The sequence below is a fragment of the Anaerostipes amylophilus genome, assembly GCF_025567365.1.
Lineage (GTDB): Bacteria > Bacillota > Clostridia > Lachnospirales > Lachnospiraceae > Anaerostipes > Anaerostipes amylophilus.
The window spans coordinates 179,111-201,092 of the sequence record NZ_JAOQJG010000002.1 but is presented as its reverse complement, the minus strand read 5'-3'; the positions used below and the strand labels follow the sequence as shown (position 1 = coordinate 201,092).

Genomic DNA, 21,982 nt, shown 5'->3' with positions numbered 1-21,982 from the left:
TATGTTGTTTTGATTCATCATTTAAAGCTATATTACAAGATTCAAATGATTTTTATCTTCAAACACCAGATTACCATATGAAATTACACTACTCTCAAACAACAATTCCTTTTTATACACCGATTGATGAGTTTGATTACCATATGAAATTACACTACTCTCAAACCTCTGTTAAATCAATTGTTACTTTATTTCCGTTTGATTACCATATGAAATTACACTACTCTCAAACGGCTGTAACATACACTATTCAAGGCAGACTGTTTGATTACCATATGAAATTACACTACTCTCAAACCTCAATTTTCAAGTCATGCCACTACATCACATGTTGTATTCTCATATGGAATTAATGTATAACACATTTATCCCTATCAATTATATACTTATTCATCCCCAATGGCAACCGATCTTCATCACATTCTATCAATACTAGTGTAATTTGCTGATATCTTGTCCATTCCTGCAAATATTCATAATCTTTTTCTTTCAGATATCCTTTGCAACCTACTACAAAAAACACATCTATCTTCAAAAAATCATAACTAATTTTCATATAATCGATTAATTTTTCACAAAAACTTCCCTCTGTTTCTGATAATTTCACTCCGAGATATTTCAATATATCTACTATATTATACTCTTCATTCATACAAATGGGATATTCTGAAAGATTCTTTATTTCCTCTATAATTCGTAATAATTCCGCTTGATTTTCAACTATTTTGTCATATAATTCACTCATTTGGATTTCTTCTGACAAATATGTGATCAATTTTTTCTGAATTCTGGAATTTTGTAAACTTAAGTCTCTAATTGAAAATAATAAATCGCATTGTTTACTCATATCTAATAATTCATTTTCCACTCCATATAGCAATAATGTTTCTTCAACTTTATGAATCTGATTCCATAATTTTTGAATTAATCCTGTATATTGTTCTGAATCTTCCAATATGATTGCATTAATCCTTTCTGTTTCCAACCTGCTTTCTATTCCATTTCCATGGCTTATAAATTTCATAATATAACCGTCCTTTGATCCGAATCAATAATTGTTGAACCTTTTTTCCCAATAATATATTCCATTTTAGAATATTGTTTTTCTGTGATAACAAGCATCTGCACCAATTCATCTTTAGGTTTATGCTCTTTTACACTCGAAACAACCCCATTAGCTACAGTCGTATTTAATGCCAATTTGCTGTACACACTTTCCTGCATCATGGCAAATCCCTTCTTCAGCAAAAATTTTCGAAAATTCCGATACTCTCTTTTATCCTCTAAACTAATCGTTGGTAAATCAAAAAATACAATCACTCTCATAAATCTATAACTCATATCATCCTATAAAATTTGATCAATGATACATCATTTTCATTTAACGCATCAAAAATACTCCTGCAGTATATTTTTATTGCATTGCTGACATACTGATATTTCCCATCAATCAATACTTCATCCTCCAGCATATATATATAATCTAATTTTTCCTCTCTCTCAAATTTCTCTGGTTTATTTTTTACCACAATACGATCTACAAGAATTCGAAATGGTTCCATCAAATCTGAAGCTAAATTAAACTGATTAAACATATTGTTATGAAATAATCCTAGCTGTGTAATATACCCATTCGCAATCACTTCTCGGTTAAAGCAAGACAATAAAATACCATACCCATAATTTAAAGCCGCATTAATTGCACATTCCTTGCTTCTCGAAAAATCTAATCCAAACAGTGCATTAAAATAAACTTTTGCAGCATGTCCCTCCCGATTCGTTTTATCTCCCAATTCTATTTCTTTCACATATTGCTTCAACATGTCAGCTTGAACTTCTTGATCATTTTCTTTTAAATGATCACTTTGTTTTCTTATCTTTTCTGATACAATTTCTGTCCATATATTGTCTTTTACTTCTTTTGACCATTGGGTCTGCATTCTAACTTTTGCACTTGTATCATGACTTCCATAATATGGAATCAATTCTGATTGTGGATTATGTTTTTCGTCACAAAATACTATTTTAATTTTATGTTTTGTTAATTCACTTAGTAGCATTGTTGTTAGAGAAATGGCTGTTGATTCAATGATCAACATGCCAATTTCTCCAATATAGATTCGAGTTGTCATATCTGATTTGCGAACTACCATATAATCCATTTTATAATCCAACTTAGCATTTCCTGTAATTACTACAGTTCTCCAACTCATACTAATTCCTCTTCCGTTTCAAATAGTCCTGTAATTGACTGATGAACCAATTTCAATGATTTTGATGTTAACGTATTTTTATTAACCTTCATACTTCCAGCATTCTGTGACCCATTAATTACTTTAAGATTAGCTACAGTTGTAGCATCACATCGAAACATTGCAATTATCTCATTGATTACTTTTGCTTTTTCCCCTAAATTTTCTATAGATATGAATGCTTCCTTTCCTTTTTCTAATGTTTTCATTTGCTGCGCTGGACGCTTTTGAAAAATACTTTCTTTTAATTTTAAATACAATTCTTCATATATCATATTTAAATCTTTCATTGTAAATCCTTCAAATTTAGCATCAGCTTGATATTGTAAATTATATTCCAAATACTTTTCAATTTTTCGTACTATCTCGTACAAGTCTTTATTTAAAATTAATTGAACTGCATTCTTTAATATAATATCCTTTTCATTCGCTCCTCTCAATCTTGCCAAATACCCATCCATCTTTATCAAACTATTCTTCTTGATCGGATATTTCTTAATAACTACATTGCTATATCCTTTTCTCTCTTCCAGATATTTTTTTACTGCATCTGGTTCTCTCTTCGCAATATTTACAACATATACTGGAATTTCCACAATATGATTTTTCCGTTCTTTTTTCTTTCCATCAAATTCAACAAATGCAAATGCTGATGTCTTCGGAGTGGTGTACCCTCCATATTTTACTGGATCAAGATTTTTCTTTAAAGCTATCGCTTTTTCATTCCCTTTCTTCGCTAAAGTTTCATTAAACAACTGACCTTTTTCGCAATATGTGTATTCTGTATATAAAATATCATTTCGACTCATTATCTTCTTTATCTGATCAATACTGTGTCCACCATTTTCACTTCCATGCCATACAATCTTATCGCCTTGTTTTACATCATAATTAAATACTCTACGAATGCTGTAATTGCTATCTCTATTGTCTTTAATCCATTTTCTAGGATTCGATGTAAATCTTACATGATAAACATTTCCAACTACTATATTCAAAAATGCATCTTTTGCATGATGGTAATCATTCACTCTTCTGGATTTCAGCAGATCATTATCATGTCGGAAATCTGAAACTAATCCAGCTTTTACATAAACAACTTCTGAATCTTTATACAATCGATTCAACAACTCTGCTACTGCTTTTGATGACTGTCTTGTTTCTACCAATTGTCTCTCAATAAATCCTGACAATTCTTCGTCCGTAAAATCTGTTGTCCTTGTCAATCGGTCGTATTTCCTTTTTGAAATCAAGCCCTTCTGACATAGCATTGTCCAGTATCCTTTCATATCTTCTCGAATCTTTGGAGACAGAATTTTATTTCGCTTTTTATTATTTACATCTTTTCGAACCAAAACCATATTATCTAAACTATCATCCTTAATTCTTGACTGTGGGTAAATGTGATCAATATCCCAGTTAGAATTCCCTTTCATCAATGCATCCACATCTATTTCATCTCCTGTATACATACATTTTCCCATCTGTGTATAATACAAATAGAGTTTTCGGCTATTGAATTCTCGTTCCTCCCTATCGCCAATTTCTTTCATCCAATTGCGTGTATCATCTTTGCACCCAGCATATAATTCCTGCAATCTTGTCTTTCTTGAAACAGTTCTTTTTTTCTCTTTTTCTCCTCCTCGTGCCATTTCAATAAAGATTCTTTCTGGCTCACATTTCATTACTTTTTTTATTTCTTCTGCAATCTGTATCGTCTGCCATATTGCACGTTTATTAGATGGCGACACGATTAAATCTTTGACTGTATTTTCATAATTGATTTTCCCTACATCACCTGCTTTTTCCGCATTTATCTGATCAATTTCCTCTTTAAAACTAAATTGTTTGCTTAGAAGCTGCATCAGATTATAATTTGTTTTCCATAATGCTTCTATGATCGTATAACTTTCCTCAGTCTCTTTATCTGCACCTCTAACACCATTCAAAAATCTGTCAGAGAAATTTCCCCATCCACTATATTTCAACTGACAGATTTTCTTTATCTGTTCTTTATCAAATACCTCTGGATATTCTCGTTCTATCATTCTTCTCATCATTTTGGAATCATCATCATAGATTGTTTTCCATTTAATGATTTCTTCTATAATTTCTTTATAATGATCTTTTTCTATTTCATTTCCTACTACTTGTTTTTTGAAATCTAAATAAGATGCAAGAGCCGATTTAAAATCAATATCAAATCCACTAATATCTTCCTGTACAATTTCTGGATCTTCCATCTTTAGGTATTCTAAAATTCTCTTTCCTGTCACTTTTGCCATTGTACAGAATAGATCTTTATAAATTCTCTGTTTTAGTTCCACAGATATTTTATTTCCTCTTATTTTTAGGTTATTCAGTTCATTTAGTACCATATATTTTGAATATAACAAAGAGTTTTTCGGTAAAACATCTTCTCCGATTAAATAAGTACATTTATTTGTCATACGCTCAATAAATTCCTTATTTGATTGTTCTACATCCACTTTATCTCCAAAATTCCATGGATAAATTCTTCCTTCTTCTTTTCTTATCATCCATGAATTAGAACCTTCTTCTTTATGTCTCCTGCTTAATGGTCCTACATAATATGGTATCCTAAATTTTGCAATAGATATAATCTTCTCAGCTATTGTTCCATACTCATCTTCTTTCTTCAAAAAATCCAAATATTCTTTTGCGTTATCCAATATTTTCATTAATTCCTGAAGATGAACCTGATTCGGAATTGTTCCATTTTCCTTTGATCTTGCTAATGGTAACAATGTTTGATTCTCTACTTCTGCCTTTAATTTTTCTAATAATTCTTCATCTTCTTGATCTGGAACAATTGTAGATAAAATCTTTTGTAAACCTTTATAAAAATCTTCCTCTGATTTACATCGATCCATTTTATATGTATGACCATTCTTCCGAATTGCTCCAATATAATTTCCATAACCATTTTTTTCGTTGATTCCATTAAAAAAAGCTTGATACACTTCATCTTTGCAATATTTTTTCATAACATTTTTTAATATATGTAGATTTTTCCCATGTTTTTCATACGCTTTTACCTTTGCAAATGATAAATAATCTTCTCCATCTAAGATTTCAACTAATACACTCCAATCATATACACCTTTGATTCTATCAATTACACTTGCATAATCTGGATAATTTTCTTCAATTGCAGGCATGATCTCATCTTCATATTTCGCTTCTGTAAATTTAAAACTTTTTGTACTGATTTCTTCCAATGGCTGATGAAACATTTTGCTGATATTACCCTTTAACCCTACAATTAATTTACTTAAATTGGTAATAATTGCCTTAGCACATTTTTGTTGTTCTTTATCCTCTGCCGGAGTACATTCAAATAATTGTGCGACTTGTTTTGCTTTTACTGATTTTGCAGTCTTTTTATCACTTAATATTCGTTCTAATTCTCTTATATCTGTTAAACTTATTTCATATTCTGACACAGAATTAAATTCCTTTATCATTTCTCCGCAAACAAATGATAAATTCTTTACATCACTGATACTTCCATTAATCAAAAAATGCCCTCTATTTTTCAAAATATGATGGCATGCTAAATATACCAGGCGAATATCATGCGGTTCTGGATTCTCAATTAATTCTTTTCTTAAATGGTACATCGTTGGATATTGTTTATGATAATCAATATCTGTATATTCTTTATCTACAAATAATGGATACTTCTCACCTGTAGATTTATCTTCGAAATGCAATCTGCTTTCATTCAATCTTATGAAAAATGTAAGATCTTTCTTGACAATTTCTTCTGAAAATAATTCTTGCAATAAATCTATTCTTTGTTTCTTTCTTGATAATCTTCTCCGATTTGAGCGTTTCATTCTTCGTTCTGCTGCTGTATCTGCTGCTTCAAATAAACGAATTCCCCACATTCTTTTTCCAGCATATTTGTAAAGATTATAATTTTCATCTGTTACTGCCCATCCTACAGAATTTGTCCCTATATCTAATCCTAAATAATACTTTTTATTCATTTTCGTCCCTCTCCATTCTTGACAGAAGAAATCAATCTGCTTATAATAAAAATATCTCAATTGATTACCATATGAGATTACACTACACGGTTCAAATAACGAATTTTCGTAGTCGCCCTTTTTAGGGTTCCACATGGTGGTGGATTTAAACTCGCTTCGGCGAGTTTTTTATTTTATTATAAACAAACATTACTGTACTGTTAATCTGTTTCTATTATATCTCTTTATATATATATTATTCAACATAATTCTTATGTTTTTTATCATTTTTGCATAATTTTTTCTTGTTTTATTTTATAAAATCATAATTTTTAGACAAAAATAAAGAGATATTTCCTTATCTCGCGAAAATATCTCCTTATTTTTAAATCTTATAATCTCTAATTAATCTCTAACCTTAATATGCACTTCACGAAGCTGCTGTTCTGTAATCTCGTTTGGTGCTCCGCACATGAGATCCTGTGCTGTTCCGCTCATTGGGAAGGCGATGATCTCTCGGATGTTTTCTTCGTTGCGAAGTAACATAATCATACGGTCTACTCCTGGTGCCATTCCTGCATGTGGTGGTGCACCGAACTGGAATGCGTTGTATAATGCTCCGAATTTGTCTTTTAATGTTTCTTTATCATATCCTGCGATATCGAATGCTTTTTCCATGATCTCCATGTCGTGGTTACGAACGGCTCCTGAAGATAATTCAACTCCGTTACATACGATATCATACTGGTATGCTAAGATATCTAATGGATCTTTTTCATTTAATGCTTCTAATCCACCCTGTGGCATAGAGAATGGGTTATGTGTAAATCCTAATTTACCTGTTTCTTCATCGATCTCATACATTGGGAAGTCGTTGATATAGCAGAAACGGTATGCATTCTTCTCTAACAGATCTAATCTGCTTCCTAATTCGTTACGGATCTGTCCTGCGTAGATACATGCAGCTTTTTCTGGTGCTGCGATGAAGAAGATTGTGTCTCCTTCCTGTAATCCAGCCATCTCGGCTAATTCCATCTTCATATCATCTGGAATGAACTTGTCGATTGGTCCTTTGTATTTCATTTCTTCTTTGACTTCTAAGTATCCAAGTCCACCCATACCGATTGACTGTGCGAATTTCAACAGTTTTTCATGCTGTCCTTTGGAAAGTTTTGCATGAACGTTGATCGCACGTACTGTCTGTCCATGGAATGGTTTGAATGTACATCTCTGGAAGAAATCTGTCACATCGATGATTCTTAATGGGTTACGAAGGTCTGGTTTATCACTACCAAACTGCAGCATTGCTTCTTTGTAGCTGAAGATTGGGTATGGTGCTTCTGTGATAACGCTTCCTTCTGGTGCGAATTTCTTAAATGTCTCTGTTAATACTTCTTCTCCGATCTTGAAGACATCTTCCTGTGTTGCGAAAGCCATCTCAAAGTCTAACTGGTAGAATTCTCCTGGAGAACGGTCTGCACGGGCATCTTCATCTCTGAAGCATGGTGCGATCTGGTAGTATTTATCGATTCCAGATACCATCAGTAACTGTTTGTACTGCTGTGGTGCCTGTGGTAATGCGTAAAATTTACCTTTGTATTTTCTTGAAGGTACGACGTAGTCACGAGCTCCTTCTGGGGATGATGCACAAAGGATTGGTGTCTGAACTTCTACGAATCCCATGTCTTCCATCTTTTCTCTTAAGAAACGGATCACTTTGGAACGGAATAAGATGTTATCTTTTACCTTTCTGTTTCTCAGATCAAGATAGCGGTATTTTAAACGTACATCTTCACGGATCTCTTTACTTGTTGCGATCTCAAATGGAAGATCTCTGTATACTTTTCCTAAGATATCGATCTTATGCGCTTCTAATTCGATCGTTCCTGTAGGAATTTTAGGGTTGTATGTTTCTTCGTCTCTGTGCTGAATCACACCTTCTACGGATAAACATTCTTCTTTTCTTACGTGGTCCAATAAACTTGTATCTCTTAATACGACCTGCATCACTCCATACATATCGCGTAAGTCGATAAATGATACTCCACCGTGGTCACGGATATTCTCTACCCATCCGGCGATCTTTAATTCTTCTCCAATGTCACCTTCAGAAATCTGGTCCATGGTTCTGGTACGGTACATGTCTGACATTTTCTTTTTCTCCTTTTTCTCGTATTCTCTATCTATCGTTCAGGCGGTTTTTTAATTCCCTGTTGTAAAAATGAGTATTAAAAAAGTCCGTCCTGAAATTGTTACTTCAGGACGAACTGTATATCTCTAGTCCGCGGTACCACCTGATTTACTGTCTTGCAGTCTCTCTTGTGTGCCAGTTAACGCCCAGCTTACGTCGCACCTACTGACAGGGTCTAATCTTATATCCATGTTCTGCGTTCAGATTGATGCTCGGGAGTGTTCTTCGCATAAATTCACTTTACAGGATTCTCACTATCGCCTGCTCACTGGGAACGATAATTTATGGTACTTTTCTCCGTCGTTGCCTATTGGGTCATTATAATATATGGGAGATTGGATTGTCAATAGAAATTGTGATTTGTAGTTTGAAGACAGAAATTAAAATTTTATGTATACATTCCCCCTTTCTGGTAATAATCCTGTTAAATATTTTTAGGAGGTCGTATTATGAGTAACAAAATCGTCGTTGTAACTGATCATAATGTTTCGAAAGAACTTGATCTTATTTGTTCCATTTATCCAAATTCTGAAGTTTTGCTGTTTAGTTCTGGAAATGAGATCGTGCATTCTCATGTTTCTTGTTTTGATTTTACGGATCTTGCCGGAGTTGATCATGTCAGACAAATAGTTTCTTTAAGGGATTCTAGATCGCATGATTTTTATATGATTTCTTATGATACGTTGCTTGTTTTTACAAAAATCAGGACCACCCGTCCAACGGGTGGTTCGCTCCAGGGCTATAAGCCCTTATGACTACTAGACCAGCGTCTCAAGGCGCTGGCCTTCTCTTTCAGCTATCGGAATTCTGTTAATCTTCAGGATTCCGTTTCTTTTATGTGGCTTCTCCAATTTATTAAATTAATTGTTGATCTCTAAATAATGCATTCACTGCCTGTTCATAATTTTTTAATGTCTGGACTTTTCGTATTCTTTTTGCGTATTTTTCGTGGTTTGTGAACATCACGGCTGCGTTGTTCCAGAATTCTTTCATTTTATATAGAACATTTTTGTCTCCGCTTAGGTATTCCTGATAGCCTTCGTATAGAGCATCGTGCATGGCAAGTAATTCTCTTTTTGTTAATTTCTGTCCGTATTTGATCTCACGGATAAGCGCTGGATTTCTTAGCAGGCCTCTTCCGATCATCACTGCATCTATACTTGGAAATCTTGTTGTGATATTGTCGTAGTCTTCTTTGGTTACAATATCTCCATTATAGCAGAGTGGATTCTCGCTATGTTCTACTGCGTATTCAAAGACATCTAAGTGTGGTTTTCCTTTATAGAATTCCTGCTGCAATCTTGGGTGAATGGTTAGTTCATAAACTGGATGGCGGTTATAAATGCTTAGGATTTCTTCGAATTCTTCTGTGTCTCGCAATCCGATTCTTGTCTTAATCGAAATCTTCATATCTAATGCATCGAAAATCTCTGTAAGAAAATCGTCTAATACTTCTGGCTCTCGTAAAAATCCGGAACCTTTTTGTTTAGCTACAACAGTTCTTGATGGGCAGCCCAGATTTAAATTGACTTCATCGTATCCTAATTCTTTTAATTCTTTGGCTGTCCGAATAAAATCTTTGGAACTTTTTGTCAGAATCTGCGGTACAATGTGCAGACCTTCATTGTGTTCTGGTAAGACGTCTTGAAATTCTCTTGTTTTGAAGGTTCTTTTGCCATTTGGCATGATAAATGGTGTGTAATATTTATCGATTTCTCCAAATAGTTTCTCATAAATATTTCGGTATAAGTAAATCGTGATACTTTCCATGGGTGCGTAATAAAATTTCATAAATACAATCAGCCTAAAACTGATATAAACAGTTTCAGGCTTCTCCTTTTCTGGTTTAATTTCTTATTGTACACTGACAGTATGTAGTTCAAATCTGTCTCCTCGGTGTCTTGATTTGGAATATTCAAAGATTCTTCCATCGTCTAAAAATACGATCTGTTCTACTTCTTCGATCTTAAGGCGCGATGCTATTTCTTTGGTTGCAGGAATTACTTGAAAATCATGTACCATGGATGTGACATTGGTATGTCCTTCCGTGTGTGCAAATCCTGAAAACTGATTGGATGTAGAATAAGGATGATCTGTATCTGTCATCAATGGTATATTCTTCACAAAAGTCCCGGCACCGCGGCATTTCACAACCAGTCCTTCATTGACAAGAAGATCCATTGCCTTCTTGACTGTGATACGGCTAACCCCATAGGCTTCACACATTTCTGCTTCAAATGGCAGCTGGTCGTTCGGTTTGTAGATTCCGTTTTCTATTTTTCTTTCATGTCATTTGCAATACGTTCGTATTTTGTCAATTTATTTTCTCCATTCGAGTATGCCTAGGCACACTTCTGTTTTTATTATACACGATTTGTTATCAGAGGGCAAAACATATTGCAAATGCCAAAAGCACCCATCTATCTACTCTTACTGATAAGAATTTTTTGCAATGTCATAGATTGCTTTTGGATAGATTTCCCATCCTCCATATTTCTGGAATAGTTCAATTGGAAGATCGAAATGATGAAGATTTAATACTAAGATGATATCATTCTTCTTGCATTCATCAATCACGTCCTGATAAAATTTTACTGCATTTTCATCAGCTTCCCCTGTCTCAAGATCTCTGATCAATCTTGACCACTGAAATGTAACTTTTTGACTCATATTCATGTGTCCTTTCCTTATGACGGATCCTGAAGGATCAGACATGCAGCTCCAACAAGCCCGCAATCTTCCCCAAATGCCGCCGGCACGATTTTTATATTTTCTTTTAAGGCATCATATACCTTTTCTTTTGTTCTTTTTTCTACTTTCTCAATAAATCCAGGAATTTTCAATGCAACACTTCCGCTTAAAATGAATATTTCAGGGTCTAGAACTCCATAAAGGATTCCCAGGAAATTGGACAGATATTCATAAGTATCTAATTTTCCCTGCTTTGGTCCATTTTTCCAAACGATTGAATTTGCCGGCTGTTGCCGCATAAGCAATGGCGATTCCAATGGCTGGTAATGCTACAAGGTTTGTATCGAAACATACGAATAATACAGTGGAAATAATTCCCCAGAATGCTAATACTAAGATACCTGAACGGCTTTGTCTGCACCAACTGGTGTGACTTCTAAGACGTTTGGCATCATAACGATCAAACTTGCCAGAGCAATGATCGCTGCTGCAAGTGGGTTTTCAAATCGTTTGCTTTGTGATAACATATAAGCAACGATTGGTGCCACAAGTAATCCTGAGATATTTAATGTACCATTTGTAATGACAGTGCCCCAATACTGTGCATTTACAAGTGCATTTCCTTTTAAGATGAGCGGTAATACAACATTGTTGATCAGTACCGCTACCCCTGCCAGGATGTATAGTGGCATGATCGTTGCGAATGTATCTCGCAGTGCTTTCAGATGGATCTGCCCTCCAACTCGCATTGCGACATTGGAAAACTTATCTATAAACTTATTGTTTCCTCCCATATCCAAAATCCTCCTTTAACTTGTTCATAGGATATGTTTTTACGTTTCAAAAGATATATCTTTATTTAAAATTTGCATATCTTTTATGTACCATCAATCAAACATTGCTTTTCCATGATTATGAATAAGACCTTTTGATTTTTTTTAGTCATATTGCACAAAACAATTTCTTTTTCTTTCCATATATCCTACCTTCACAATTCCAATCCAGACTTTATTTTTTCGACAATTGATGTTATATTATTAGACAAAGAGTGAAAAATTGAGAAACATTGAGACAATTTATCAGCGAGGTATGAATAATGAAAGAAATGAAACCGATCAAAGAAGGTAAAGTTCGTGAGATTTATGACAATGGTGACAGCCTGATCATGGTTGCAACTGACCGTATCAGCTGCTTTGACGTCATCTTAAAGAATGATGTCACAAAGAAAGGAACTGTTTTAACACAGATGTCTAAATTCTGGTTCGACCTTACAAAAGACATCGTTCCTAACCACATGATCTCTGTTGATGTCAAAGACATGCCTGAATTCTTCCAGCAGGAAAAATACGACGGAAACAGCATGATGTGCAAGAAACTTACAATGCTTCCTATTGAATGTATCGTTCGTGGATATATTACAGGTAGCGGTTGGGCAAGTTATCAGGAAAATGGTACAGTCTGTGGAATCAAACTTCCTGAAGGATTAAAAGAATCCGACAAACTTCCTGAACCAATCTACACACCATCTACAAAAGCAGAAATCGGTGATCATGATGAGAATATCTCTTTTGAAAGAAGCGTTGAAGTTCTTGAGAAAGAATTCCCTGGAAAAGGTCAGGAATATGCAGAACAGTTACGTGACAAAACAATCGCATTATATAAGAAATGCGCAGATTATGCATTAGAACACGGAATCATTATCGCAGATACTAAATTTGAATTTGGTCTTGATGAAGACGGTAACATGGTAATCGGTGACGAAATGCTAACACCAGACAGCTCCCGTTTCTGGCCAGCAGACGAATACGAACCAGGTCATGGACAGCCATCCTTCGACAAACAGTTCGCCCGTGACTGGTTAAAGAACAATGATCACGACTGGAAACTTCCTCAGGATATTGTTGATAAGACAATCGATAAATATTTCCAGGCATATAAGATGCTTACTGGAAAGGATTTATAGGCTTTCATTGTATATGATAGAAATAAGATAAGAATCAATATTTAGAATAAAACGGTGGCAACACGCATATTTTAAGAGCTTTTTTTACAAATCGCTGATCCGCACCTGTTCCTTTGATAACTCACTGGATGCGAGCCAAAATGCCCGCAGCTACGTTCAGACAATCAACCACAGGACGCTGCGAATTTGTAAAAAAAGCACTTAAAATATGCTAATCGTTGCCACCGTTTTATTCTAAATATTGATTCTTATCTTATTTCTATCATATACACCAGAAGGTCAATTTTTTATATGTTTTCTTTTCCTAAATACTCTGTCATCAAGTTCAGTTTTAACCGATATCAAAATATTTGAAAATTCTCTTATCTTAATTTCTACGAGACCTTAAATTAAGAGAATTCTCAGTTATCTATTGCCTAAAAGTATAAACCAATACATTAAAACATACACACAAAATTTACCTTAAAACCTGTCGCCCAGTAAATACCACAATAGATCGTGGTTTCATCACATACTCATGATCAATGCGAATTTCTTCTCCTTCTTCATAACAATACTTTCCATTCTCATCGCCATAAGTATCCACACTCAGATACCAGGCTCCATGATTTGCAAGGTTTGGAAGTGTGATGCGCACTTCTTCCCAATAAGCATTCACTGCAACGTAAACAAGATCATCTTTACATTTCTTGCGGTCGTATCCTGCAAAGCTGACTGCCAATGTTTTTGCATTTTGTGATACTTCCATGCGGTCTGCGTTGACGTCGTGTGCGTGCATTCCTTCCATTCCGCAGACTGCATTATCAAGCTTCTTTCGGATGACTGGATGTTTCTTTCGGTATGCGATCATAAACTTGAAGAATTCAAATAATTCTTTGTTCTTCTTTAATAAGCTCCAGTCGATCCATGAGATTTCATTGTCCTGACAGTAGCTGTTATTGTTTCCAAACTTCGTATTTCCAAATTCGTCTCCTGAGAAGAACATTGGTGTTCCACGGCTGCACATTAAGATGGCACAGGCATTTCGGATCATTCGATATCTTAGTTTTAGTACTTCTGGATCATTCGTATCTCCTTCCATACCGCAGTTCCAGCTTCGGTTATCGTTCGCTCCGTCTGTGTTGTTCCAGCCATTTGCTTCATTATGTTTATTGTTATAAGAATATAGATCATATAACGTAAATCCATCATGACAAGTAAGGAAGTTGATGCAGGAATTATATCCGGCATAGTTGTTATTTCCTTCAGAATAATATCCACCATATAAATCTCCGGAACCACAGATTCTCCATGCGGCGCTGTTTGCTTCCCAGAAGTCTCCTTTTAAGTATCCACGCATTGTATCACGGTACTGTCCATTCCATTCTGCCCAACGTTTACTTGCAGGGAAATTTCCTACCTGGTATAATCCACCGGCATCCCATGCTTCTGCGATCAACTTGACATTTCTAAGTAGTGGATCGTAAGCTAGACTTCGTAATAGCGGTGGATTGTTCATTGGCATTCCGTCTTCGTCTCTTCCCAGAATACTTGCAAGATCAAAGCGGAAACCATCCACACGATAATGAACTGTCCAGTGTCTTAAACATTCAAGGATCATCTGCTGAACCACTGGATGGTTACAGTTTAGAGAGTTTCCACATCCACTAAAGTTATAGTAATGTCCTTCTGGTGTTAATAAATAATAAATATTATTGTCAAATCCTTTAAAACTAAAGAATGGCCCCTGTTCATTTCCTTCCGCTGTATGGTTAAAAACAACGTCCAAAATAACTTCGATTCCATTTTCATGGAATTCTCTGATCAGTTCTTTTAATTCTGTTCCTTCATTATTGACCTCTTCGGCTGCCGCATAACTGGCATTTGGTGAGAAAAATCCAACCGTATTATATCCCCAGTATTCTACAAGCTGTTTTCCGTCAACCTCTCTTGCATTGATCATCTCATCAAACTCAAAGATCGGCATTAATTCTACTGCATTGATCCCAAGTTCTTTTAAATATGGAATCTTTTCTTTTAATCCTGCAAATGTTCCTGGATGTTTGACTCCTGAAGATGGATGTTGTGTAAATCCTCTGACATGCAGCTCATAGATGATCAGATCACTCATCTCCCTGCTTGATTGTGGCTGTACACCCCAGTCAAAAGTATCTCTTACAACTTTGGCATGATATGTTCTTGTTCTTTTCTTTCCCCATACCTGCTGACCTGCAACCGCCTGTGCATATGGATCTAACAAAATCTTTGTTTTGTCAAATAATAATCCTTTTTTCTCATCATATGGGCCATCCACACAATATGCATATTCAAACTCTTCAGCTTTCAGATCGTAAACGATCATAGAATACACGTCCCCGATCTTATAAGATTCTGGGAATGGAATGACTGCATATGGTTCTTCTTCATCTGGATGGAATAATAAAAGATCACATGATGTTCCATGGCTTGTATGCACTGTGAAGTTTACACCACATGAAAATTCCGATGCTCCATTTAAATCAAAAAATCCAGGTCTAACTTTGAAACCATTGATCTCCATCATTGGTTTTACCATTCTGACCTCATCTGTAATATAATCATTTAATATATATTGTTTCACAACTAAACTCCCATTCTGCTTTTTCTTCTCTCTTCTTTGTGGAAATCTTCCCCTGTCTGTTTATATCTGCTGTTTACTAAGCACCGATACAAACGTTACTCTCTGATCGATCCAGTTTCCTGTGATCGCAACCATTTTCCCCATTGTAAATGCTGCAACGATCGTTCCGATTCCTAGTCCATCTAAGTATCCAAGCATCAATCCTGTCAAAAGTCCTGTTGTTGCAAGGCATAAAACATCAAATGTAATCTTTACTCTTGCATATGGTTTTTTTATGATTTCTGATAATTCTCTTGGAAACAGGTCGGTTGGAATGATCGGAAGCTGACATCTATTTTCTAATGCGATTCCGATACTTAATAAGAAATAACTGATCAAAAAGTATGCAATTCTGCATGGAATCGTCTGTGGCAGAATTCCGATCCATAATTCATTGACATCTAATAATTCACTAAATGCAAATCCTGCAACGAAACTGAATAAATAAGATGGTACGAACTTCTTTCTTAAGATCATCAGGCTTAATACCAAAGCTCCCTGAAATAGGTAAGTCCATGTACCGAGTGATAATTTTGTAAATACTTCCGAAAATGCATACGGCACACTTGAAATCGCGGAAATTCCTGATCCTGAATAAAGCATCAGTACAACACTGAAACTATTGATCACAATCGCTGCGATCAGTGCAAGTTCTCCCCTTAGTATTGGTTTTTCGTTTTCCATTTTCATCCTCCAAGTCCATTTCGTTCTCTGTCCGTTTAAGTTTTCAATTCTCTTATCCGTAAGAAAAACTAACACTTTTAAAGTACAGAGAACATATATGAATATAAGTTTAGTCCTTATTTACATTTTTTACAAGTTACATTTTTTCATGAATCTATAGATAATATCTATCAATTCTGACTGAAATGTTACATTATACGCCATAACTGCCATTCCCCATACTGCACAAAGTATGATCACACTTTCTAATTCATGATGTTTTCTTTGTCCTTCCTATTTTATGTCAAATTCTTGAAATCTGAATGATTATAGTATAGGAAATTATCTCTGTCAAGATTAGATTCTGTACTTTTTCTTATAAATATGGTATGATTGCATTTGTGTCTGTTTGTATTTGACAAGCAACTGTCTATTCTATAGAAACAAACGCAAAATATTAACAAAAGAAATTTGAAAGAGGTTTGATTCATGTTAGAACTTATACAATCTGTTAACAGTGCCGTGAACAACTTTATCTGGGGTGTTCCAGCTATGATCTGTATCATTGGTGTTGGATTACTGTTAACGATCAAAACAAGATTTTTACAGATTCGAAAGTTTCCTTATGCAATGAAGGAAACCATTGGACGTGCCTTTAAAAAACAAGATGCATCCGACGGATCTATGACACCATTTCAGGCAGTCTGTACTGCCCTCGCTTCCACAGTTGGAACTGGAAACATCGCTGGTGTTGCCGGTGCGATCGCAATCGGTGGTCCTGGAGCTGTATTCTGGATGTGGGTTTCTGCGATTCTTGGAATGTGTACAAAATTTTCTGAGGTAACATTAGCTGTACATTTCAGAGAACGTAACCCTGAAGGAGATTATGTTGGTGGTCCTATGTACTATATTAAGAATGGGCTTAGCAAAAACTGGCATTTTCTTGCCGTCTTATTCTCTGCTTTTGGAGTTTTAACTGTATTTGGAACTGGAAATGCAACACAGGTAAATACGATCACAACTGCGATCAATTCTGCTTTGTTAAATTTCAATGTGATCAGTAAATCATCTGTTGATACAGTAAATCTGATCATTGGTATCTTCGTTGCGATTCTTGTTGCTCTGATCTTACTTGGTGGAATCAAAAGAATTGGACAAGTTGCTGAGAGATTAGTACCTTTTATGGCATTTATTTATATTTTCTTTGCTTTAGGTGTTGTTGTTTTAAATATCAACCATCTTCCTTCTGTTTTTGGTTCTATCATTAATGGTGCCTTCCATCCAGCTTCTGTCACTGGTGGTGTTGTTGGAAGTTTCTTTATGAGTATGAAAAAAGGTGTGGCACGAGGAATCTTCTCAAATGAAGCTGGACTTGGTACTGGATCTATCGCCCACGCTTGTGCCGATACAAAAGAGCCAGTCAAACAGGGGCTTCTTGGTATTTTTGAAGTGTTTACTGATACAATCTTAATTTGTACATTAACAGCTCTTGTTATCCTTTGCAGTGGAATTCCTATTGGATTCGGAGCTGATGCTGGTGCAGAACTTACGATCAGTGGATTTACTGCTACTTATGGAAACTGGATTTCTATCTTTACTGCAGTTGCTCTTTGCTGTTTTGCATTCTCTACGATCATTGGCTGGGGATTATATGGGGCTCGTTGTATTGAGTTTTTATTTTCCTCTAAGGTTATCAAACCTTTTATGTTAGTATATTCTCTGGTAGCCATTCTTGGTGCTACTGTGGATCTTGGAATGCTTTGGAGTATTGCTGAGACATTTAATGGATTGATGGCAATTCCAAACTTGATCACACTGTTCTTATTATCTGGAACTGTGGTAAAGCTTGTGAAAGAATACTTCCACGAAAAATAATATTGTTCTTAAAAAGAGAATCCAGCACATTGCCGGATTCTCTTTTCTTTTATAATTCTTCACTTTTATAAATCATATATCCTTCATAGTAATAACTATGATCGATGCCTTTCATGTAAATTTCTCTATCATGAATCTTATCTGTCAAGGCTTGTTTTAAGACATATTTAATTTCAATGTCTCGAATCGGACTTCTTTCCATTGCTAATAAATAATCTTCTTTATCTACTTTGCTCCAGTCTATGACTTGTTTCAGTTTTTTCTTTAAAATCTGGTCTAACCATATTCTTGTGCTTCTTCCATTTCCCTCTCGAAATGGATGTGCAATATTCATTTCAACATATTTTTCTATGATCTGTTCAAAATCTGATTGTGGCATTTGTTCAATATGATTCAATGATGGCTGTAAATACATCACAGGAGCAAATCTAAAATTTCCTTTTGCTAAATTGACCGTTCTTATTTCCCCAGCGAATTCGTAGATGTCTTCGAAAAGAAATTGATGTATTTTCTTTAAACTATCTACCGTACCAGCTTGCATAGAATCTAATCTTCCACTTTCAAATAACTCAACTGCCTTTTTTTTGCTGATTTTTTCCTCTTGCCGCGCCAATTCCAATGAATCTGTGATACCCAGTTTATTTTCTAATGTCAATTTGCTCACCTCGTTATTTTAATTAATAACCACAAACTCTTGCTTTTCCACTTCGTTTTGCCTGATACAAGGCTTGATCCGCCCGTTTGTAAAGATCCATATAGCATTCTCCATCTTCTGGCGCCATTGCAATTCCTATACTGATAGAGATTGCTGAGCCATTTAATTCTTTGATCTCATATTGCTGCGTCTTTGTAAGTAGTTCCTCTGCTTTGGCAATCGCCATTTCTTTCATCTTAATATTCTTCATTACAACGACAAATTCGTCTCCACCGATTCGCCCTACAATATCATCTTCTCTAAAGATATCACGCAATAATTGTCCAAACTTCTGTAAAACAATGTCTCCCACCGCATGTCCATATCCATCATTGATCTGCTTGAAGCAATCCATATCCAAGATTAAAAATGCATGGATCATATCTTTATCTGTTGACAATATCTCATCGGTTCGAAGTTTCGTTGTTTCTTTATTATATAAACCTGTCAGCGCATCTGTCTGTGCATATTTCATTAATTCCTGATCCCTCCTATAGTTTTCATGCACGATATATAGCACCAGCAAAATAACTAAAATAACAAATACTGCCATAAAAATGATCTCATAATGTTCAATAAAGTCATAGGATTGCTGTGCAGTTTTTTCTGGTACCGCATAACAAAGCATCCAGTTATTAATCTTCATTGGCATATAAGCAAAATAATGTCTTACGTTTCCCTTCTTCTTACTATCTGCGGTTACCAGATTTGATTTTCCTTTGTAAAAATCCTGCTTGATCATCTTGGCTGTCACATTATCTTTGATCATCAATTTCTTGCAATATGTATAAAAGTTATCCCGATAATCAATGTTCCAATAGGACGTATCTCCTTCAAATGCAATGACTTCCCCACTTTGGGCAATGATCATGCTACAACCTTCCCCGTCAAATAAATCTTCAAAAAGCATACGGCTTAATGCTGTGACATCATAAGAGCCTCCAAGGATTCCGATTACTTTCTTATCCTTATAGATTGGTACTCCTAATACAACTCTTGTCGATCCTGAGATACTACTGTCTAATGGCTCACTTAAGGTCCTTTTTCCACTCATCGCTTCTCTATAATATCTTCGATGCGATACATTCTTTGTCTGCCCGTTACTATAATGTGAAGTACCATCTGGCTCGATCAGAGCAGTCGCTCCAAAATCTGTATTCTTTGTCACAGACTGGAGCAAATTGATATTTTTTTGATCTAATAGCTGATCTGATTTTCCTATTTCTTCTGCGAATCCATTAAGATAAGCATATTGAATGTTCAATATCGTGCGTAAATGCACGCTTTGTCTTGATACATTGTTCATCATCATTTTTTGTGATCTGTGTTCGACGGAACGTTGTATACAATAGAAGAAAATCAGAAGTCCTATAACAACTGCTACCAGAAATACACTCATGATCTTAGCATATTGCCTAATCTGCGTCTGTTTCTTTTTCATTCTCTGGCTTCTCCTTATATTTTCATGTTAATTAAGTTTTTATCTAGTTTAACTATACCAAAGAATGAGAATGAAGTCTACGTGCAAGATTCGACAGAAATCAGCTTTTAGGAATTCTATAGTTTTCCACCGTAAACAGGGAATTCGCTGTTTGCTCCATAGTTTTCGATCTTCTTGAAGTTTTTCAGAATTTCCATATCTTCTGCACTAATCTCAAAGTCTACGTCAGCGTTTGTTTTCATGTGATCTTTGTTTGCTGTTTCCATTAAGCTTTCTATGTCTTCAATCTGGAAATTAGAGACACCGATCGCTTTTAATTTTCCTTCGTTATAAGCTTCTTCGTATGTTTTGTGTTCTGCTGCTACTTTGCTTCCAACAAAAATATAATCTCTTGCAGGTGTTCCACTTAAAAATGTCTGAAATGTTATTTTGTGCATAGTAACCTCCAATAAATTTCTAAATCTTCGTCTTTAAATACGTTGAAAATGACTTTGATCTTACTGTTTGTTTCTTCTTTGAATTTCTGTACTGTTTTTACTGCAATCTCGGCTGCTCTTTCGTTTGGGAACATAAAAACTCCTGTGGAAATGCAGCAAAATGCAATGCTTTCTAGTTTATGTTCTTCTGCGATTTCAAGACAGGATCGATAGCATGATTCCAATAATTTTTCATGTCTTTTTTGTAAGAAACCGCCATGTACGATCGGACCTACGGTGTGAATCACGTAATCTGCAGGAAGATTATAAGCTGGAGTGATCTTCGCCTGTCCGGTTGGTTCTTCGTGACCTTGTTTCTTCATCATTGTATTGCAGTAATTTCTAAGCTGGATTCCTGCATAAGTGTGAATACAGTTATCAATACAGTTATGACATGGCTGATAACATCCTGTCATGCCGCTATTGGCTGCATTTACGATTGCTGAGACTTTGAGTCTTGTGATGTCTCCTTGCCAGAGGTAGATATCTTTCTTGATCTCGCTTAAATCTTTTAGTTGTATGATACCTCTATTTTTATTTTCTTCTGTTAAATATTCGTCTTGGATCTGTTTGAATTCATCAGAAATTGGGCATGCAAAACGGATATTCATCAAGGATCTCAACAGTTGTTTTTGTTCTTCTTTATTTTGTGGAATTTCCAGATTATTGTATTGTGTATTTTCTTTAATCAATTCTTGAATCAGATATCTTCTTCGTTCAGACTGGTTCATGGTATTCCTCCTGTTTTTTGTATTTTCAAATCATTATTGTAACTTATTTTATTACATCTAATCATAGTTTAACATTTTATTGTTGTAATGTAAATAGTTACATTATAAATATCTTCTGTCTGAGAAAGCCTCAATTCCTATCCAATACCATTCTTCATACACACCACCTTAAATTTTCCAATCTTGTAGTTTACCACACTATAACCTTCATGTATATGAGAAAAAATAAATAAGCAACCGAAAGCGCAGCATTGGAATTTTGCCATATTTTGAATAAATTCGCAGCCCAATTGGACGAGTGTCTGAGCTCCAAAGTCTCTTGTCTGAAACAAAACTTCAGAGCGAGCTCTCGTAGGAAATTGGGCGGATAAG

The 21,982-nt window shown here is 35.2% G+C and carries 19 protein-coding genes and 1 other annotated feature; of the genes, 3 read left to right on the top strand and 16 right to left on the bottom strand.

The genetic code is table 11. The features are described 5' to 3' along the window. Window positions 1-349 precede the first annotated feature (349 nt). The 5 genes from csn2 to aspS form a co-directional block, all read right to left on the bottom strand. Window positions 350-1,024, bottom strand: coding sequence for a type II-A CRISPR-associated protein Csn2 (gene csn2, locus OCV53_RS03470; RefSeq protein ID WP_055196590.1), 675 nt, complete (start codon window positions 1,022-1,024; stop codon window positions 350-352). Beyond that, on the bottom strand, window positions 1,021-1,326 hold the full coding sequence (cas2, locus tag OCV53_RS03465) for a CRISPR-associated endonuclease Cas2 (protein ID WP_055196726.1): 306 nt from the start codon (window positions 1,324-1,326) through the stop codon (window positions 1,021-1,023). The genes csn2 and cas2 overlap by 4 nt, the downstream gene beginning before the upstream one ends. An 11-nt stretch (window positions 1,327-1,337) precedes the next feature. Continuing rightward, the gene (gene cas1 / locus OCV53_RS03460) at window positions 1,338-2,213 is read right to left on the bottom strand and encodes a type II CRISPR-associated endonuclease Cas1 (RefSeq protein ID WP_055196589.1); all 876 of its coding nucleotides are present in this window, start codon (window positions 2,211-2,213) and stop codon (window positions 1,338-1,340) included. Continuing rightward, window positions 2,210-6,268, bottom strand: a complete 4,059-nt coding sequence (gene cas9 / locus OCV53_RS03455; protein ID WP_055196588.1) for a type II CRISPR RNA-guided endonuclease Cas9 — start codon at window positions 6,266-6,268, stop codon at window positions 2,210-2,212. Before cas9 ends, cas1 begins: the two co-directional genes overlap by 4 nt. A 384-nt stretch (window positions 6,269-6,652) precedes the next feature. Then, window positions 6,653-8,398 (bottom strand): aspartate--tRNA ligase, encoded by a 1,746-nt coding sequence (aspS, locus tag OCV53_RS03450; protein WP_055196587.1) that lies wholly within the window; start codon window positions 8,396-8,398, stop codon window positions 6,653-6,655. 104 nt (window positions 8,399-8,502) lie between these two features. Beyond that, window positions 8,503-8,751, bottom strand: a binding site (T-box leader). Between the two features lie 136 nt (window positions 8,752-8,887). Between aspS and OCV53_RS03445 the strand changes: the two genes are divergently transcribed. Continuing rightward, window positions 8,888-9,193 (top strand): hypothetical protein, encoded by a 306-nt coding sequence (locus tag OCV53_RS03445; RefSeq protein WP_022375560.1) that lies wholly within the window; start codon window positions 8,888-8,890, stop codon window positions 9,191-9,193. Between the two features lie 100 nt (window positions 9,194-9,293). Here the strand turns inward: OCV53_RS03445 and OCV53_RS03440 are convergent, their stop codons facing one another. The 5 genes from OCV53_RS03440 to OCV53_RS03420 form a co-directional block, all read right to left on the bottom strand. Further along, window positions 9,294-10,229: a tRNA dihydrouridine synthase gene (locus OCV53_RS03440; protein ID WP_055196586.1), complete on the bottom strand. Its 936-nt coding sequence runs from the start codon at window positions 10,227-10,229 to the stop codon at window positions 9,294-9,296. Between the two features lie 63 nt (window positions 10,230-10,292). Further along, the gene (locus OCV53_RS03435) at window positions 10,293-10,715 is read right to left on the bottom strand and encodes a GntR family transcriptional regulator (RefSeq protein ID WP_330621909.1); all 423 of its coding nucleotides are present in this window, start codon (window positions 10,713-10,715) and stop codon (window positions 10,293-10,295) included. Window positions 10,716-10,868: 153 nt separating this feature from the next. After that, on the bottom strand, window positions 10,869-11,108 hold the full coding sequence (locus tag OCV53_RS03430; protein ID WP_242852101.1) for a family 1 glycosylhydrolase: 240 nt from the start codon (window positions 11,106-11,108) through the stop codon (window positions 10,869-10,871). 17 nt (window positions 11,109-11,125) lie between these two features. Beyond that, on the bottom strand, window positions 11,126-11,428 hold the full coding sequence (locus tag OCV53_RS03425) for an ROK family protein (RefSeq protein WP_055196583.1): 303 nt from the start codon (window positions 11,426-11,428) through the stop codon (window positions 11,126-11,128). A gap of 93 nt (window positions 11,429-11,521) precedes the next feature. Beyond that, the gene (locus tag OCV53_RS03420; protein WP_055196582.1) at window positions 11,522-11,923 is read right to left on the bottom strand and encodes a PTS sugar transporter subunit IIC; all 402 of its coding nucleotides are present in this window, start codon (window positions 11,921-11,923) and stop codon (window positions 11,522-11,524) included. Between the two features lie 302 nt (window positions 11,924-12,225). Here OCV53_RS03420 and OCV53_RS03415 point away from each other — a divergent pair, with 302 nt between their 5' ends. Next, window positions 12,226-13,092 carry a phosphoribosylaminoimidazolesuccinocarboxamide synthase gene (locus tag OCV53_RS03415; protein WP_055196581.1) on the top strand — a complete coding sequence of 289 codons (867 nt, stop codon included), beginning with the start codon at window positions 12,226-12,228 and terminating at the stop codon, window positions 13,090-13,092. A 457-nt stretch (window positions 13,093-13,549) separates the two neighbouring features. Here OCV53_RS03415 and OCV53_RS03410 read toward each other — a convergent pair whose 3' ends face one another. Both OCV53_RS03410 and OCV53_RS03405 read right to left on the bottom strand, forming a co-directional pair. Further along, window positions 13,550-15,646: a glycogen debranching protein gene (locus OCV53_RS03410; protein ID WP_055196580.1), complete on the bottom strand. Its 2,097-nt coding sequence runs from the start codon at window positions 15,644-15,646 to the stop codon at window positions 13,550-13,552. A gap of 105 nt (window positions 15,647-15,751) precedes the next feature. Continuing rightward, entirely contained in the window at window positions 15,752-16,414 is a 663-nt protein-coding gene (locus tag OCV53_RS03405) for a DUF6198 family protein (RefSeq protein ID WP_055196579.1), read from the bottom strand. Between the two features lie 468 nt (window positions 16,415-16,882). On the opposite strand from OCV53_RS03405, the gene OCV53_RS03400 reads away from it, so the two are divergent. Next, on the top strand, window positions 16,883-18,268 hold the full coding sequence (locus tag OCV53_RS03400) for an alanine/glycine:cation symporter family protein (protein ID WP_022375554.1): 1,386 nt from the start codon (window positions 16,883-16,885) through the stop codon (window positions 18,266-18,268). 49 nt (window positions 18,269-18,317) lie between these two features. Here the strand turns inward: OCV53_RS03400 and fic are convergent, their stop codons facing one another. The 4 genes from fic to OCV53_RS03380 all read right to left on the bottom strand — a co-directional run bounded on the left by fic (window position 18,318) and on the right by OCV53_RS03380 (window position 21,610). Beyond that, window positions 18,318-18,923, bottom strand: coding sequence for a protein adenylyltransferase Fic (gene fic, locus OCV53_RS03395; RefSeq protein WP_055196578.1), 606 nt, complete (start codon window positions 18,921-18,923; stop codon window positions 18,318-18,320). Window positions 18,924-18,945: 22 nt separating this feature from the next. Further along, window positions 18,946-20,403, bottom strand: a complete 1,458-nt coding sequence (locus OCV53_RS03390; RefSeq protein WP_055196577.1) for a sensor domain-containing diguanylate cyclase — start codon at window positions 20,401-20,403, stop codon at window positions 18,946-18,948. 116 nt (window positions 20,404-20,519) lie between these two features. Continuing rightward, window positions 20,520-20,840: a hypothetical protein gene (locus OCV53_RS03385; RefSeq protein WP_022375551.1), complete on the bottom strand. Its 321-nt coding sequence runs from the start codon at window positions 20,838-20,840 to the stop codon at window positions 20,520-20,522. Beyond that, the gene (locus tag OCV53_RS03380) at window positions 20,828-21,610 is read right to left on the bottom strand and encodes a protein-ADP-ribose hydrolase (protein ID WP_055196576.1); all 783 of its coding nucleotides are present in this window, start codon (window positions 21,608-21,610) and stop codon (window positions 20,828-20,830) included. The genes OCV53_RS03385 and OCV53_RS03380 overlap by 13 nt, the downstream gene beginning before the upstream one ends. Window positions 21,611-21,982 lie beyond the last annotated feature (372 nt).